We start from the raw sequence: 14,423 nt of genomic DNA, 5'->3' as shown, positions 1-14,423 counted from the left end.
ATCACGACCCGGCCCGAACACTTAAAAACGCACCCGCCCACGCACGACCTTCACGGTCTCTTAACCGTGTCTCGGCGAGTAAGAGAGACGAGACACGACGACGTCCGCGACCCTTCGCTCACCCATCAGGCGATGAGCCGTGGCAACGGCCGTCACGCTTCTCTACCAGAGGCTCGGCCCGCCGCACAAATCCGAAGGTGAAGGAAACCATGCGCAAGATCATCTTGGCCCTCGTCGTGCTGGGATTTGGCGCATCGCTCGCATCCGCGCAGACCCCCCCGGGCGGACGCCTCGGGACCGGGCTTCCGGTGCCGCGCTATGTGAGCCTCAAGACCGATCGGGTGAACCTGCGCGAAGGACCCTCGAAGGATCATCGGACCGCCTGGGTGTTCCAGCGCGCCGGGCTACCGGTCGAAATCGTGGCCGAATACGAGACATGGCGGCGGATTCGCGACGCGGAAGGCACGGACGGCTGGGTGCTGCACTCGCTCCTCTCCGGTCGCCGGACCGCCCAGGTGATGCCTTGGGCAAAACCGGACCAGCCGCCGATCCAGCTTCTCGACCGTGCGGAAGAAAAAGGCGGCGTCCTGGCGAACCTCCAGCCGGGCGTCATCGCCAATATCAAAACCTGCGACAAGGGCTGGTGCCGCGTCACCATTCCGATGGACCGCGCCCGCGACGTCGACGGCTTTGTCCGCCAGGAAAAGCTGTGGGGCGTCTATCCCAACGAAAAGGTCGAATGAAGCCCTGTCCGCTTTCTCCGACAGACCCTGAAACTTGAACCTGAGACCCCGATGACGCTTTCCTTCAGCCTCAAGAACCTTCTGCCCCTGCTCGCCATCATTCTCGGTGTCGCGTCGATCGTCGCGCCGCGTTTCCTCAACGTATTCGTGGCGATTTTCCTGATCGCGTTCGGAATCTACGGGTTGGGGCTCATCCGCTAAGGCGCCGGGCCTCAAGCGGCCCGCAGGCGCCTGACCAGGCGCAGGCCGAAGATGTTGATCGCCAGGCCCAGCACGATGACGGCACCGCCGATGGCCTCGACGGGCCGCATGATCTCACCGAGAAAGAACGCCGAGCCGATGATCCCCGCGACCGGCACGAGGAGCGCGAAGGGCGTCACCGTGGCGGCCGGATGGCGGGACAGGAGCCATGCCCAGATGGCGAACGCGAAGATGGTCGTCGGGTAGGCCAGATACGCGACCGCGCCGAGCGCCGCCGCATCCAGCTGCATGAACGAGGCCAGGACCCGGTCCGGGCCGTCGAGCCACAGGGACAGGCCGAGTAGCGGTATCGGCGCCATCAGGCTCGACCAGACGACGAAACCCAGCATGTCGATGCGCCCGGCCCGTTTCGAGATGATGTTGGCGACGCCCCAGGCGGCGGCCGCCACCACCGTCATCAGAAACGGCACCGCTTCGCTGCCGGCAAGACGCGGCCAGGCGATCAGGATCAGCCCGAGGCAGGCGACGATGCCCCCGACGATCTGGTGCGGGCCGGGACGCTCGCCCATGAGGACGGACGCGAACAGGATGGTGAAGAAGACCTGCGCCTGCATCACCAGCGACGCCAGACTTGCGGGCATGCCGAGAGCGATGGCGGCGAACAGCAGCCCGAACTGGGCGATGCCAAGAAAGAACCCGTATCCGATCAGGAACCGCCAGCCGGTTTTCGGACGCGGCACGAAGAGAATCGCAGGGAAGACCGCGAAAACGAACCGGAGAGCGCAGAGCACCAGCGGAGGCGTCGTGGAGACGCCGACCTTGATGACGACGAAGCTCAGCCCCCAGATGAAGGCGACCAGAATGGCGAGCAGGATGTGGGTGAGCGGCATGTCGAAACGTCAGGGCCTCGATCAGCCGTGAATGTGAACGGGGTCAGGCGGCCTTGCGGCGCAAGCGGACGATCACCTCGACGCCGGCGACTTCCATGCCGGCGGGGGGCTCGGGCAGTTCGGTGACATTGATGCCGGCGCTCGGCATATCCACAAGCTCGCCCTCGTCTTCGAGGAAAAAGTGGTGGTGTTCGCTGGGATTGGTGTCGAAATAGGACTTGGCGCCATCCACTGCGAGCTGACGCAGGAGGCCGGCCTCGGTGAACTGGTGCAGGGTGTTGTAGACGGTGGCGAGCGAGACCGGCACGCGGGCGCGCGTCGCCTCGTCGAACAGCACTTCGGCGGTGATATGCCGGTCGCCCTTGCCGAACAGCAGCCAGCCGAGCGAAACCCGCTGGCGGGTCGGGCGCAGGCCGACGCGGCGCAGCTTGTCCCGCAATTCGGACAGCGGGCACCCTCGCCGTTGCAGAGGCGCGGACGTGGACTCGATATAGGCGGATAGGGGATCGGTCATCGTCAAAGCTGTTTGGCCGGAACTGTCTGTTGAAAAAGGGCTTCTATCATCACAATGATAAGAAAGCGAGCGCATCCCCGCAAGGCTCCGTCCGGCCCCTTTGATGGACGGCCAAGCCTGTGCTACCAGAGCCCCCAGTTCGTGGTCCCGGTCCATCCGGGGCTTTCAATGACAATATGTTGAGAAGGATCGGCATCCGGCATGGCGCGCCAGTCGAGCTTTAATTACGAAGAACTCCTCGCCTGCGGCCGGGGAGAATTGTTCGGTCCCGGCAATGCGCAATTGCCGCTTCCGCCGATGCTGATGTTCGACCGCATCACGTCGATCGGCGAGGATGGCGGCGCCTACGGCAAGGGGCACGTGGTGGCCGAGCTCGACGTCAGGCCCGATCTATGGTTTTTCCCCTGCCATTTCAAAGGCGATCCGGTGATGCCGGGGTGCCTGGGCGTCGATGCCCTTTGGCAGATGGTGGGCTTTTTTCTCGGCTGGTCGGGATCGCCGGGTCGCGGCCGCGCGCTCGGCATCGGCGAGGTCAAGTTCAGCGACCAGGTCCTGCCGACCCACAAGAAAGTGGTCTACGGCGTCGATCTCAAGCGCGTGTTCCGCTCCAAACTGGTTCTCGGCATCGCCGATGGCTGGCTCGAAGCCGACGGAAAGCGGATCTACGAGGGCAAGGACCTCCGGGTCGGACTCTTCCAGGCCGACGCCGCGGGGGGCTGAGCGGACACGCCCGGCACCATCCCGTTTCCGGCCCTAATGCGGGCCTAATGTTGAGAATGACAACCGCCGACCCTACTTCATGGGTCAGGCTTGGCGGAACTTTCCTTTGAAGAGGTAGGCTATGAGGCGCGTCGTCGTCACCGGAATGGGCATCGTCTCGTCCATCGGCAACACCACGCAGGAGGTTCTGACTTCCCTGCGCGAAGCGAAATCCGGCATCACCACGGCCGAAGACCATGTGAAATACGGTTTTCGCTGCCAGGTGCACGGCAAGCCGACGCTCAACCCGGAGGAGCTCGTCGATCGCCGAGCCATGCGCTTCCACGGCCTGGGGACGGCATGGAACCACGTGGCGATGGATCAGGCGATCGCCGATTCCGGGCTGAGCCCCGAGGACATCTCCAACGAGCGCACCGGCATCATCATGGGATCGGGCGGGCCCTCCACCCGCACGATCATCGAGGCCGCCGACATCACCCGCGAGAAGGGTCCCAAGCGCATCGGGCCGTTCGCAGTGCCGAAGGCGATGTCGTCCACGGCCTCCGCGACGCTTGCGACCTGGTTCAAGATCAAGGGCGTCAATTATTCGATCTCCTCCGCCTGCGCGACCTCGAACCATTGCATCGGCAATGCGTACGAGACGATTCAGATGGGCAAGCAGGATGTGATGTTCGCCGGCGGATGCGAGGATCTGGACTGGTCGATGTCGAACCTGTTCGACGCCATGGGGGCAATGTCGTCCAAGTATAACGCCACCCCCGCCACCGCATCGCGCACCTATGACGCCAATCGCGACGGCTTCGTGATCGCCGGCGGCGCGGGCGTCCTCGTGCTCGAGGAGCTTGAGCACGCGCTGGCGCGCGGCGCGAAGATCTACGGCGAGATCATCGGCTATGGCGCGACCTCCGACGGCTACGACATGGTGGCGCCCTCGGGCGAAGGCGCGGTGCGGTGCATGCGCATGGCCCTCCAGACCGTGAAGGCCCCGATCGACTACATCAACCCGCACGGCACCTCGACTCCCGTCGGCGACCTGAAGGAGATCGAGGCGATCCGCGAGGTCTTCGGCTCCGGCGACAAATGCCCGCCGATCTCGGCCACCAAATCCCTCACCGGCCATTCGCTGGGTGCAACCGGCGTGCAGGAGGCGATCTATTCGCTCCTGATGATGAACAACGATTTCATCTGCGAGAGCGCCCATATCGAGGAAATCGATCCGGCGGTCGCCGACATGAACATCGTCCGCAAGCGCATCGACGACGTCAAGCTCGACACGGTGCTGTCCAATTCCTTCGGCTTCGGCGGCACCAACGCGACGCTTGTCTTCAGCCGTTACAAAGATTGAAACGACATCGCGTTCGCTGCTTGATATGGCCACAGGGGCACGATTTCCGGATCGTGCCTTCGGCTGCGGCCCGAGCAGCGGACATAAGGGGATTTTTTGCGTGAACGGTCTGATGCAAGGAAAGCGTGGCCTCATTATGGGGGTCGCCAATGACCATTCGATTGCCTGGGGCATCGCCAAGACACTCAGCCAGCACGGCGCCGACCTCGCCTTCACATATCAGGGCGAGGCGCTTGGCCGCCGCGTGACGCCGCTCGCGCAATCGCTCGGATCCGATATCGTGGTCTCGTGCGACGTCGAGGATATCGCGTCGGTGGACGCCGCCTTCGAGGCCATCGACAAGAGGTGGGACGGGCTCGACTTCGTCGTGCATGCGATTGGCTTTTCCGACAAATCCCAGCTCAAGGGTCCCTACGTGGACGTCACCACGCGGGACAATTTTTCCCGCACCATGGTGATCTCATGCTTCTCCTTCACGGAGATTGCCCAGCGCGCGGCAAAGCGCATGAAAAACGGCGGATCGCTCCTGACGCTGACCTATGGCGGCTCGACCAGGGTGATGCCGAACTACAACGTTATGGGCGTCGCAAAGGCCGCGCTGGAGGCAAGCGTGCGCTACATCGCGTCCGATCTCGGCCCCGACAACATTCGCTGCAACGCCATCTCGGCCGGTCCGGTGCGGACCCTCGCGGGTGCGGGCATCGCGGATGCGCGGCTCATGTACACCTACCAGAAGGCGCACGCTCCTTTACGGCGCACGGTGACGATCGAGGATGTGGGCGGTTCCGCCCTCTATCTTCTGTCGGATCTCTCGAACGGCGTCACGGGCGAGATCCATTATGTGGATTCAGGCTACAACACCATCTCGATGCCCCGGCCCGACGTGCTGAAGGCGCAGGATGCAGCCGGCGTCACGGGCGACGAAGACTAGGCCCCGCGCCGGTCTCGCCTTTGGCCCTCACGCTCGAGGGTGACTGGGTCACCTTCCGACGATCTGAAAAAGACCGCAATCCGACGCTTCAAGAGCCGCGAAGGCGGCGCAAGACCGCGTCGTCATCGCGAGCGCCTTACGGCCTCGCGGCGTTTTTGTCTCGAGTGCCGTTCATCATGATCGTTCTGTCCCGTCGTACGCTTCTCGCCGGCCTTGCCCTGTCGGGCGTGTCCGCCAAGGCCCACGCTCAATCGGCGCCGGAGGCGCAGCGGGTTCCCATCGAACTCGTCGAGGACACGCTCGATCTAGGTTCGGCAGTGCGGCTCGGACATGCGCGCGGCGACGTGATCATGGTGGAGTATTTCGATTACAATTGTCCGTGGTGCAAACGCTCGGCAGGCGATCTGCAGGCGCTCCTGAAGGCCGAACCCGATCTCACCTACGTGCTGGTGAATTTTGCCGTTCTGGGCAAGCCTTCGGTGGAGGCCACACGGGCGGCCCTGGGCTTTTTGCAGGCGCAGGGGCCGGAGCGTTATCTGCCGCTCCATCTCGCGCTCTTCTCGCTCCGCGGCGCCGTCAATGGCGAGCGCGCCGTCGCCGAGGCCGAGCGTCTCGGCGGCGACCGAAAGCGTATCATCGAGGCCGCCGACAGCGACCGCACCACCCAGTGGATGAAGGACGCCTTCACGCTCGGCAACTCGCTCGGGTTCGTTGCGACGCCGTCCTATCTCGTCGCATCCGAGGCCTATGTGGGGGGCATGACGCTTGAGCAGAAGCGCGAGGCCATCGCCAGGGCGCGCGCATAATTCGCGAAATCACTCCTCCCCATGAAGGGGAGGAGCTTGGGCCGTCCCGCAGGCAACTGGACGCTCTCAGGCGAGCGTGAAATCCATGCTGATCTCCGCATTGAGCACCTTCGAGACCGGGCAGTTCTTCTCGGCGGTCCGCGCCAGTTCCTCGAATTTGGCCCGGTCGATACCCGGAACGTTCGCCTTGAGGGTGAGGTGCGATTTACCGATCTTGAATCCGTCACCGTCCTTGTCCAGCGACACGGCGGCCTCGGTGGTGAGTTCCGTCGGGGTGAAGCCTGCGCCCTGAAGCTGGAAAGCGAGCGCCATGGTGAAGCACCCGGCATGCGCGGCGGCGATCAGTTCTTCGGGATTGGTGCCCTTCTCGTTCTCGAACCGCGTCTTGAACGAATACGGGGCCGAAGCGAGGACGCCCGAATCGGTGGAGAGATGTCCGGTTCCCTCTTTGCCCGTGCCTTGCCAGACGGCCTTTGCCTTGCGATCCATACCTGTATCTCCCTCGGTTGGTTCGCGCTTGCAATTAGAGCGCGGTATCGCGATTGCCATCGCGCAGGCGGAAAAAGCCTGCTTGCCGCCGCGTCCGGCGTCGTTACGGTGCAAGCCACCGACGTTGCGCGCGCCGGACGCCGCTCAGAAGGATGAACCATGCGCCTCATTCCGGGGTGGCTTCGCCCCCGCCTCCTGGGCGCCGTGCTCGCGACCATCGTCGCCTTCATGCTGCTGCCCTCCGCGTGGCGGGCGAATTCACGCTTTCTCGTCTCGTGGGATATCGGTGCCGTTCTGTATCTGATGCTCGCTGGCGAGTTGGCGGCCCGGTCGAGCCCGGAGTCGATCCGCAAGCGCGCGAGCGTGGAGGATGTCGGCGCGGTGGCTATTCTCGTCCTGACCGTCGCGGCCGCTCTGGCCAGTCTGGCGGCCATCGGGATCGAGCTGCACGGCATCCACGAAAAGCAGGCGCCCGATCAGGCTTTTCGCCTCGCCATTGCCGGCATCACGATCCTGTGTTCGTGGTTCTTCGTGCACACCATCTGGGCGATCCACTACGCACACGAATTCTACGGCGATGGCGGTGAGCGGCGCGGATTGGTTTTCCCCAAGGAGGACAAGCCCGATTATTGGGACTTCCTGTATTTCTCGTTCAACATGGGGGCGGCCGCCCAGACCTCCGACGTCACGGTGGTGTCGCGCAAAATGCGCCGCCTCGTGCTGGCCCACACGATCCTGTCGTTTCTCTTCAACACGATGATTCTGGCGCTCGCCATCAATGTGGGTGCAAGCCTGATCTAGGGCTCGTCCTCGCCCGGCGCATCGACGATCCGTTTTGCGATACCGAAGCCGAAACCCGCCCGTGCCATCGCGGCCAGGTCCTTGTCGCGGTATGGCAACCGTTCCCCCGGCCGATAGGGACCAAGCCGGCGCCTCCGCGCGAACGCCACGGCCGCCTCCTCGTCATCCCCGTCATGTCCATCGAGGGCCGCGGCGATCGTCTGGCGGTCGACACCTTTTAGCGACAGCTTCGCCTGGATGGCGCGCGCGGAACCGCCGCGGCGGCGAAGGCTCGCCACCCGTCCCTGCGCATAGCGGGCATCGTCGACGAGGCCGACGCGCAGGCTTTTCGCCACCACCTCGTCGATGGCGTCCCGGAATTCCGCCGCATCTTCCCCGCGCAGGCGGCACCGATTGGCGACCTTGTGCGTGAGAACACGGCGCAATTGCTCGGCGGAGGCCGCATAGCGTTCGAGATACGCCATGGCGGCCCGCTGCAGATAAGCCGAAGTGACCTTTCGCGGAACCTTGCGGGCGGCCTTTTCGATGGCGTCGCTCAAGGGCGAGAGGTCTCACCGGGATCCTCGACCGCGCCGGTCCGCTGCAATTGCAGCGCCACAAACCAGCACAGGGCCGCCCACGCGGCGCCGACGGCCCACCCGGCCATCACGTCGCTCGGCCAATGCACCCCGAGATAGACGCGGCTGATTCCGACCAGCAGCGTGAGGAAGAGCGCCAGCCCCATCAGGAAAGCCTGGATGCGGCGACGCTCCTGCACGCGTGTGAGCAATGCGCCCAGCGTGAGATAGGTGACCGCTGACAGCATGGCGTGGCCGCTGGGGAAACTTGCCGTGTAGACACGGGCCCCATGGGGCACGAGATCCGGCCGCGCCCGCTCGAAGCCGAGTTTCAGACCGGTCGACAGCAACATGCCCCCGATGATCGCCACCAGCACCAGAAGGGCGGCGGCGCGTTTCCCCGCGAGGAGCAGATACACGAATGCGGCGAGGGTCACGATCGTCAGCACCGTATCGCCTCCAAGCCCGGTGATGTCGCGCGCCGCCTCTTCGAGCCAACCCGGTCCGATCGGGTCGGCGGGGTCCTGAGGGTTCCGCAGGGCAAGCAACAGCGCCCGGTCGAAACTTTGCGTTTCGCCTTCGCGGACCTCGTCTGCGAGGGCGATGAACGCCCAGGCAAAAAGGCCGAAGGCCGATAGGGACAGCAATGGGCCGACTTCGTTCAGTCGGAAGCGGAGCCAGAGGCGTGTCGCGGGCGCGATGAGAAACTGCATGGCTGAAGAGATAGAGCATGATGTCGAAAAGTGTGAAGCGGTTTTCGGCTGTGGCTCAGATCGCGAGCAGCCTTGCCCAGGGCTTCGGTGTGACGATCTCGGTGAGGCCGAGCCAGTCGGCCATCCGGCGCAACTCACCGGCAAGCGCCGGGGCGACCTCATCGCGCCGGGCGTTCGCCTCGGGGTGGATCGAATGGACCAGAAGCCGGCCGGTGGCACGATCTGCCTTGAGATCGAGCCGCGCGACGATGCTCTCGCCGAGGAGGAACGGCAGACAGTAATAACCGAATTCCCGCTTCTCGGCGGGCGTGTAGATTTCGATGCGATACCGGAAATCGAACAGGCGTTCGGTGCGCGTGCGCTCCCAGACGATCGGATCGAACGGCGACAGCAGCGCGTGCGCATCGATGCGCCGGGGAACGCGCGCCTCAGGGTCGAGATAGACGGGCCCCGGCCAGCCTTCGACCGCTACCGGGAGCAACGCGCCCGCCTCGACGAGCTCGGGGATACGCGCTTTGGCGTCCGCCGGCTCGATGCGGAAATAGTCCCTGAGGCAGCGCTCGCTCGCAATCCCGAGGGCCTGGACGGCCAGCGTCAGAAGCCGGCGTTGCGCCTCGTCCTCCGGAGGCGTCGGCGCGTTGAGGACCGAGGCCGGCAGGACCCGCTCCGGCAGGTCGTAGATGCGCTCGAAGCCCCGCCGCGTCGCGGTCGTCACCTCGCCTGCCCAGAACAGCCATTCGAGAGCCCGCTTGCCGTCGCTCCATCCCCACCACGACCCAAGGCCCTTCCCACCTCCGGAGAGTCCGCCGGCGCCGATGGGGCCGCCTTCGGCAATCTCGCGCCTCACCTCTTCGATGAAGACGTGCTTTTCGCGCCCGAACTTCGCCAGCCCGCCATAGATGCTCTCGCCCCGCGCCGCGCGGTCCATGCGCCAGCGGAACAGGGGGTGGAGATCGAGATGGATCAGCGAAGCCTCGTGGCCCCAGTACTCGAAGGTGGCCCGTTTCGTTGGGTGGTAGGCCGCCCTGTCGAGGAGGCCCCGATCATACGGCCCGATCCGCGAGAACAGCGGCATGTAATGGGCGCGCACCAGCACATTGACCGAATCGATCTGGAACAGCTTGGAGCGCCCGAGGGTGCGGGCCACGTGCCGGGCCCCGGGAGCCGCCGGGCGCGCGTCGCCGAACCCTTGGGCTGCGAGGGCGATCCGGCGGGCCTGAGAGAGGGAAAGTCGCGTGCGAACGGGCATAAAGACCGGGATGAAATGGATGCAAGAGGTAGCGCCAATCCGGCCCAGGTCGCAAGCCCGGGCCTCGCGGGAGCGCCTGCTCTCGCCTCTCGACCCGCGCGCTGTATATCTGCGTTGCAGAACGCGCCGGGACGCCGCCCCATTCCTGGGCTATGAGCGACGGACCACCAACGTTGGATGTCATGGACCAAGCCACACCTCCCAGCCGATCCGCGACCGACGGGCCGCCGCTGACCCAGGCCGAGATCCGCTCGATCATCATCGGCCTGATGGTGGCGCTGCTGCTTGCCGCGCTGGACCAGACCATCATCGCCACCGCGTTGCCGACCATCGGGCGCGAGCTCGGGGACCTCGAGCATCTTCCATGGGTGGTCACCTCGTATCTCCTGACCGCCACGGTGGCGACGCCGCTCTATGGCAAGTTCAGCGACGCGCATGGGCGGCGAATCACCCTGCTGATCGGCATCTCGGTGTTCATCATCGGCTCCATCGCCTGCGCGCTGGCGCCCTCGATGCTCATTCTCATTCTGGCGCGCGGTTTGCAGGGCCTCGGCGGCGGGGGGCTGATTGCCCTGTCGCAGACCATCGTGGCCGATCTCGTAGCGCCCCGGGATCGCGGGCGCTATCAGGTGTATTTTGCCAGCGTGTTCATGACATCGAGTCTCGCCGGGCCTGTGCTGGGGGGCTTTTTCGCCCAGCATCTGCACTGGTCGATGATCTTCTGGATCAACCTTCCGCTCGGACTGCTGGCTTTCCTGATCTCCTATCGGGGCCTGAAGCGCCTGCCGCGGCATGAGCGGCCGCACAAGCTCGATCTTCTGGGGGCCCTTCTGCTGGTCGCAGCCACCGTGTCGATCCTGCTCGCGCTGAGCTGGGGCGGTCTGCGCTATCCCTGGATCTCCATGCCCATTCTGGCCCTGGTCGTTCTGTCGGGGGTATTCTGGATGCTCTTCAGCTGGCGCATGGGGACGGCTGTCGAGCCGCTGATTCCGGCCGGCGTCCTGCACAACCCGGTGGTTCGGATGGGGGTGCTTGCCGCCTGTTTCGGCATGGGCACCTATATCGGCCTGACCATCTACCTGCCGGTCTATTTCGAGACGGTGCGGGGATTGTCGGCGAGCCATTCGGGCCTTGCGCTGATCCCCCTGATGGCCGGCACCGTCCTCGGCGCGAACCTGTCGGGGACGCTGATGGCCAAGATCACCCATTACAAGCGGGTGCCGGTCGTGGGCCTGGCGGCGTCTTTGGTCGGCACCGGCATTCTGGTGGCGGCCGGCCACCTTCTTTCCTTGACGGGGATCGAGATCGTGCTGGGCTTCCTCAGCGTCGGGCTCGGAACGTTGCTGCCGGTCAGCACGGTCGCGATCCAGAACGCGGTCCGACCCCACGAGCTCGGCACGGCCACGGGGGTGGCCAATTTCTTCCGCTCCATCGGAGGCGCGTTCATCGTGGCGATCTTCGGCGCGATCATTCTCGGTCTGTCGGGAGTAGGCGGCGCATCGAGCCACGAGGCGCTCGGTCCGGCGGCCGCGCAACAGGGCGCCGATATGGCGGAGACCTTCCGGTACGTTTTCGGGGCGGCCTTCGTGGGGTTCGGTCTCTCGCTGTTCTTCCTCCTGCGGATGAAGGAATTGCCCCTGCGCGGCAGCGCGGTCCGCGCCGCCGAGGCGGCCATCGCCGATTGAATACGCCTGCGGCCTCTTGGGCGCCTGCGGCCTCTTGGGCGCCTGCGGCCTCTTGGGCGCCTGCGGCCTCTTGGGGCGCCTGCGGCCTCTTGCCCTGTGGAGCATTCCGGCCCCGTTCGCTGACTCTTCGTCGGATGTGCTAAGCGGTTGGTCGCCAAGAGGGCATTGCGAAAGGGAGGCGGATGAAGGTCGGCATCGATATGGGGCAGGTCTCCTCGGGGATGGCGTCGGGAGCCGCAAAGGGCTCGTCGGCGATGCTCGATCTCGAGGAATTGCTGGCGACCCGTCTGCTGGTCCAGGGCAATTCCGGCTCCGGCAAGTCGCATCTGCTGCGCCGCCTTCTCGAACAAAGCGCCCCGATGGTGCAGCAGGCGGTCATCGACCCGGAAGGCGACTTCGTCACCCTGGCGGAAAAATTCGGTCACGTGGTGGTGGATGCGGCCCGCAGCGAGGGAGACCTCCAGCGAATCGCCGCTCGTGTGCGCCAGCACCGCGTCTCGGTCGTCCTGAACCTCGAGGGTCTCGATACCGAGGCGCAGATGCGTTGCGCGGCGGCTTTCCTCGGCGGCCTGTTCGATGCGGACCGGGACCTCTGGTACCCGATGCTGGTGGTGGTCGACGAGGCTCAGCTTTTCGCTCCATCGGCCGCGGGGGAAGTCTCGGACGAGACACGGAAGATTTCGCTCGGCGCCATGACCAACCTGATGTGCCGGGGCCGCAAGCGCGGATTGGCCGGCATCATCGCGACCCAGCGCTTGGCGAAGCTCGCCAAGAACGTCGCGGCCGAAGCCTCCAACTTCCTCATGGGCCGGACCTTCCTCGATATCGACATGGCGCGCGCCGCCGATCTCCTGGGCATGGAGCGCCGGCAGGCCGAGATGTTCCGCGATCTCGAGCGCGGGCATTTCGTGGCGCTGGGCCCCGCCCTTTCGCGTCGGCCGGTTCCCGTGCGCATCGGCGAAGTCGAAACCTCCGCGCGCAGCGGCTCGTTCAAGCTGATGCCGCTGCCGGACCAGGCCAAGGAAGAAGCGCGCGATCTGATTTTCACCGCCGGCGAGGACGAAGTCGCGCGGCCGGTCGCGCCGCGCCGCGCGGTGGCCCCGCCTCCGCCGGCCACCAACGACCTCCTCGCCCAGCTCGCACGTTCGCGTCCCCCGGCCCCTGAGGCAGCGCCGGAGATGACGGACGAATCGAAGGCCGCTCGGGAGGTGGCGCTCGATACGATCCTGCGCGAGATCCTTGCCGATCCCGAAGCGGCGTTTCGAACCGTGGCGGTGCTCTATCAGGACTTTCTGGTGCGCTGCCGCATCAAGCGGATCGGCGGGGAACCGCCGAACCTGCCCGCCTTCCGCCGGCTCCTGGCCGTTGCCCGCGCGGGTGTCGACGCGGACACCGCAGCGGGTGCCGACTGGGGTCGCGCGATGGCGTTCGCGGCGGATCTCGCCGAAGATATCCAGGGCGTCTACCTGCTCCTCGCCCGCGCCGCGATGATGGGCGCCCCCTGTCCGGCCGATGGCGAAATCGCCCGATCCTGCGGCAGCCGCTCGCCCGGAAGGGCCCGCCGGCTCGTCGCCTATCTGGAAAGCCGTAACCTCGTGGTCACCCGCAACGATCCCCGCGGTCTGCGCATCATCGCCCTTCCCGATCTTGGATGGGAAACCGGACCCGGCGATCAGAACGCCTACGAGGAGCCGGCGGCTATCACCGAGAGCCGGGACCTTTTCGCGGTCGGCTGAAAGTCGTCTTGCGTTCGTGCAAATGAAATTTGGCATTAGCCGGGGTCGCGCGTGCGTCTTCGCAACCTTATCTTCCTCGCAGCAAGAGTGGAGAGAAGAGCCATGAAACTCACCGGAATTCATCACCTGACCGCTGTCTCGGCGGACGCGCCCGGAAACCACGCGTTCTACACGCAGGCTCTGGGGATGCGGCTGGTCAAGAAGACGGTCAACCAAGACGATGTGAGCGCCTATCACCTGTTTTATGCCGACGGGCTCGCGTCCCCGGGCTCCGACCTGACGTTCTTCGATTTTCCCACCAAGCGCGAGCGGCGGGGCACCAACAGCATCGTGCACACGGCCTTGCGCGTGAGCGGCGAGACGACGCTCGCATGGTGGAAGGACCGCTTCGCGGCGCGGGGCATCGCCCACGAGGGCATTGTCGAACGCGACGGTCGTTTGTGGCTGGATTTCGAGGACCACGAGGGCCAGCGTCTCGGCCTCGTCGATGATGGCGGCGCGGGCGAGGCCCATCCGTGGGATCGCAGCCCGGTGCCGGCCGAGCATCAAATCCGCGGCCTCGGCCCCATCACCATGAGCGTGCCGCGGCTGGAGCCGACCGGCCGTGTCGTCGCCGACGGCATGGGCATGCGCGCGACCCGGGAGTATCGGCGCGGCCAATCCGCCGTGCAGGTCTTCGAGATGGGCGATGGCGGACCGGCGGCCGAACTCCATGTGGCGGTCGAACCGCATCTGGAACCCACGCATCCGGGGGCCGGCGGCGTCCACCATGTGGCGTTCCGCACACCCGACGACGAGACCTACCGTGAAGCGGCCGAGCGCCTGCGCACGATCCGCGCGCCATCGAGCGGGCCGATCGACCGTTTCTATTTCAAGAGCCTGTATTTCCGGGAGCCCAACGGAATTCTCTTCGAGATCGCGACCGACGGGCCGGGCTTTGCCACCGACGAGCCCATGGAAACCCTCGGCGAACGCCTCGCCCTTCCGCCCTTCCTCGAAGGGCGCCGGGCCGAGATCGAAGCGGGATTGAAACCGCTCTAGCC

At 65.5% G+C, this 14,423-nt stretch carries 16 protein-coding genes; 10 read left to right on the top strand and 6 right to left on the bottom strand.

The annotated features are described in order from the left end of the window. Window positions 1-209: 209 nt before the first annotated feature. Both AC1DVM_RS02550 and AC1DVM_RS02545 read left to right on the top strand, forming a co-directional pair. Window positions 210-743, top strand: a complete 534-nt coding sequence (locus AC1DVM_RS02550) for an SH3 domain-containing protein (RefSeq protein WP_477251770.1) — start codon at window positions 210-212, stop codon at window positions 741-743. A gap of 51 nt (window positions 744-794) precedes the next feature. Continuing rightward, complete coding sequence (locus AC1DVM_RS02545) at window positions 795-944, top strand: DUF3096 domain-containing protein (RefSeq protein WP_477251768.1); 150 nt, start codon at window positions 795-797, stop codon at window positions 942-944. 11 nt (window positions 945-955) lie between these two features. Here the strand turns inward: AC1DVM_RS02545 and AC1DVM_RS02540 are convergent, their stop codons facing one another. Next, window positions 956-1,834: an EamA family transporter gene (locus tag AC1DVM_RS02540; protein WP_477251766.1), complete on the bottom strand. Its 879-nt coding sequence runs from the start codon at window positions 1,832-1,834 to the stop codon at window positions 956-958. 43 nt (window positions 1,835-1,877) lie between these two features. Next, the gene (gene irr / locus AC1DVM_RS02535) at window positions 1,878-2,348 is read right to left on the bottom strand and encodes a Fur family transcriptional regulator Irr (RefSeq protein ID WP_477251764.1); all 471 of its coding nucleotides are present in this window, start codon (window positions 2,346-2,348) and stop codon (window positions 1,878-1,880) included. 201 nt (window positions 2,349-2,549) lie between these two features. Here irr and fabA point away from each other — a divergent pair, with 201 nt between their 5' ends. The 4 genes from fabA (at window position 2,550) to AC1DVM_RS02515 (ending at window position 6,150) form a co-directional block, all read left to right on the top strand. Next, entirely contained in the window at window positions 2,550-3,068 is a 519-nt protein-coding gene (gene fabA / locus AC1DVM_RS02530) for a 3-hydroxyacyl-[acyl-carrier-protein] dehydratase FabA (protein WP_477251762.1), read from the top strand. Window positions 3,069-3,189: 121 nt separating this feature from the next. Beyond that, window positions 3,190-4,413, top strand: coding sequence for a beta-ketoacyl-ACP synthase I (fabB, locus tag AC1DVM_RS02525; protein ID WP_477251760.1), 1,224 nt, complete (start codon window positions 3,190-3,192; stop codon window positions 4,411-4,413). 100 nt (window positions 4,414-4,513) lie between these two features. Further along, window positions 4,514-5,344, top strand: a complete 831-nt coding sequence (gene fabI / locus AC1DVM_RS02520; RefSeq protein ID WP_477251758.1) for an enoyl-ACP reductase FabI — start codon at window positions 4,514-4,516, stop codon at window positions 5,342-5,344. A gap of 176 nt (window positions 5,345-5,520) precedes the next feature. Continuing rightward, a complete protein-coding gene (locus AC1DVM_RS02515; protein WP_477251756.1) occupies window positions 5,521-6,150 on the top strand; it encodes a DsbA family protein in 630 nt (209 codons plus the stop codon). A 66-nt stretch (window positions 6,151-6,216) separates the two neighbouring features. Here the strand turns inward: AC1DVM_RS02515 and AC1DVM_RS02510 are convergent, their stop codons facing one another. Continuing rightward, window positions 6,217-6,639 (bottom strand): OsmC family protein, encoded by a 423-nt coding sequence (locus AC1DVM_RS02510; RefSeq protein ID WP_477251754.1) that lies wholly within the window; start codon window positions 6,637-6,639, stop codon window positions 6,217-6,219. Window positions 6,640-6,798: 159 nt separating this feature from the next. On the opposite strand from AC1DVM_RS02510, the gene AC1DVM_RS02505 reads away from it, so the two are divergent. Beyond that, on the top strand, window positions 6,799-7,440 hold the full coding sequence (locus AC1DVM_RS02505) for a DUF1345 domain-containing protein (RefSeq protein ID WP_477251752.1): 642 nt from the start codon (window positions 6,799-6,801) through the stop codon (window positions 7,438-7,440). On the opposite strand, the gene AC1DVM_RS02500 is transcribed toward AC1DVM_RS02505, so the two are convergent. Genes AC1DVM_RS02500 through AC1DVM_RS02490 form a run of 3 tightly spaced genes read right to left on the bottom strand, consistent with a single transcriptional unit; the run spans window position 7,437 to window position 9,959 of the window. Beyond that, window positions 7,437-7,979: a regulatory protein RecX gene (locus tag AC1DVM_RS02500; protein ID WP_477251751.1), complete on the bottom strand. Its 543-nt coding sequence runs from the start codon at window positions 7,977-7,979 to the stop codon at window positions 7,437-7,439. The genes AC1DVM_RS02505 and AC1DVM_RS02500 overlap by 4 nt on opposite strands. Further along, window positions 7,976-8,710: a phosphatase PAP2 family protein gene (locus AC1DVM_RS02495; protein ID WP_477251749.1), complete on the bottom strand. Its 735-nt coding sequence runs from the start codon at window positions 8,708-8,710 to the stop codon at window positions 7,976-7,978. The genes AC1DVM_RS02500 and AC1DVM_RS02495 overlap by 4 nt, the downstream gene beginning before the upstream one ends. 55 nt (window positions 8,711-8,765) lie before the next feature. Beyond that, window positions 8,766-9,959, bottom strand: coding sequence for a winged helix-turn-helix domain-containing protein (locus AC1DVM_RS02490; protein ID WP_477251747.1), 1,194 nt, complete (start codon window positions 9,957-9,959; stop codon window positions 8,766-8,768). A 182-nt stretch (window positions 9,960-10,141) separates the two neighbouring features. On the opposite strand from AC1DVM_RS02490, the gene AC1DVM_RS02485 reads away from it, so the two are divergent. The 3 genes from AC1DVM_RS02485 (at window position 10,142) to AC1DVM_RS02475 (ending at window position 14,421) form a co-directional block, all read left to right on the top strand. After that, the gene (locus AC1DVM_RS02485; RefSeq protein WP_477251746.1) at window positions 10,142-11,644 is read left to right on the top strand and encodes an MDR family MFS transporter; all 1,503 of its coding nucleotides are present in this window, start codon (window positions 10,142-10,144) and stop codon (window positions 11,642-11,644) included. 182 nt (window positions 11,645-11,826) lie between these two features. Continuing rightward, a complete protein-coding gene (locus AC1DVM_RS02480) occupies window positions 11,827-13,380 on the top strand; it encodes a helicase HerA domain-containing protein (protein ID WP_477251744.1) in 1,554 nt (517 codons plus the stop codon). Window positions 13,381-13,482: 102 nt separating this feature from the next. Continuing rightward, window positions 13,483-14,421, top strand: a complete 939-nt coding sequence (locus AC1DVM_RS02475; RefSeq protein ID WP_477251742.1) for a ring-cleaving dioxygenase — start codon at window positions 13,483-13,485, stop codon at window positions 14,419-14,421. The last annotated feature ends 2 nt before the right edge of the window (window positions 14,422-14,423 follow it).

It is taken from the genome of Microvirga sp. P4_A5 (assembly GCF_056402495.1).
The sequence above is the reverse complement of the archived record's forward strand: the minus strand, read 5'-3'. Positions and strand labels throughout refer to the sequence as shown.

Coding starts and splice junctions, on each gene's coding strand:
- AC1DVM_RS02550 (WP_477251770.1), top strand. CDS start 210: ATGCGCAAGATCATCTTGGCCCTCGTCGTGCTGGGATTTGGCGCATCG.
- AC1DVM_RS02545 (WP_477251768.1), top strand. CDS start 795: ATGACGCTTTCCTTCAGCCTCAAGAACCTTCTGCCCCTGCTCGCCATC.
- AC1DVM_RS02540 (WP_477251766.1), bottom strand. CDS start 1,834: ATGCCGCTCACCCACATCCTGCTCGCCATTCTGGTCGCCTTCATCTGG.
- irr (WP_477251764.1), bottom strand. CDS start 2,348: ATGACCGATCCCCTATCCGCCTATATCGAGTCCACGTCCGCGCCTCTG.
- fabA (WP_477251762.1), top strand. CDS start 2,550: ATGGCGCGCCAGTCGAGCTTTAATTACGAAGAACTCCTCGCCTGCGGC.
- fabB (WP_477251760.1), top strand. CDS start 3,190: ATGAGGCGCGTCGTCGTCACCGGAATGGGCATCGTCTCGTCCATCGGC.
- AC1DVM_RS02515 (WP_477251756.1), top strand. CDS start 5,521: ATGATCGTTCTGTCCCGTCGTACGCTTCTCGCCGGCCTTGCCCTGTCG.
- AC1DVM_RS02510 (WP_477251754.1), bottom strand. CDS start 6,639: ATGGATCGCAAGGCAAAGGCCGTCTGGCAAGGCACGGGCAAAGAGGGA.
- AC1DVM_RS02505 (WP_477251752.1), top strand. CDS start 6,799: ATGCGCCTCATTCCGGGGTGGCTTCGCCCCCGCCTCCTGGGCGCCGTG.
- AC1DVM_RS02495 (WP_477251749.1), bottom strand. CDS start 8,710: ATGCAGTTTCTCATCGCGCCCGCGACACGCCTCTGGCTCCGCTTCCGA.
- AC1DVM_RS02490 (WP_477251747.1), bottom strand. CDS start 9,959: ATGCCCGTTCGCACGCGACTTTCCCTCTCTCAGGCCCGCCGGATCGCC.
- AC1DVM_RS02485 (WP_477251746.1), top strand. CDS start 10,142: ATGGACCAAGCCACACCTCCCAGCCGATCCGCGACCGACGGGCCGCCG.
- AC1DVM_RS02480 (WP_477251744.1), top strand. CDS start 11,827: ATGAAGGTCGGCATCGATATGGGGCAGGTCTCCTCGGGGATGGCGTCG.
- AC1DVM_RS02475 (WP_477251742.1), top strand. CDS start 13,483: ATGAAACTCACCGGAATTCATCACCTGACCGCTGTCTCGGCGGACGCG.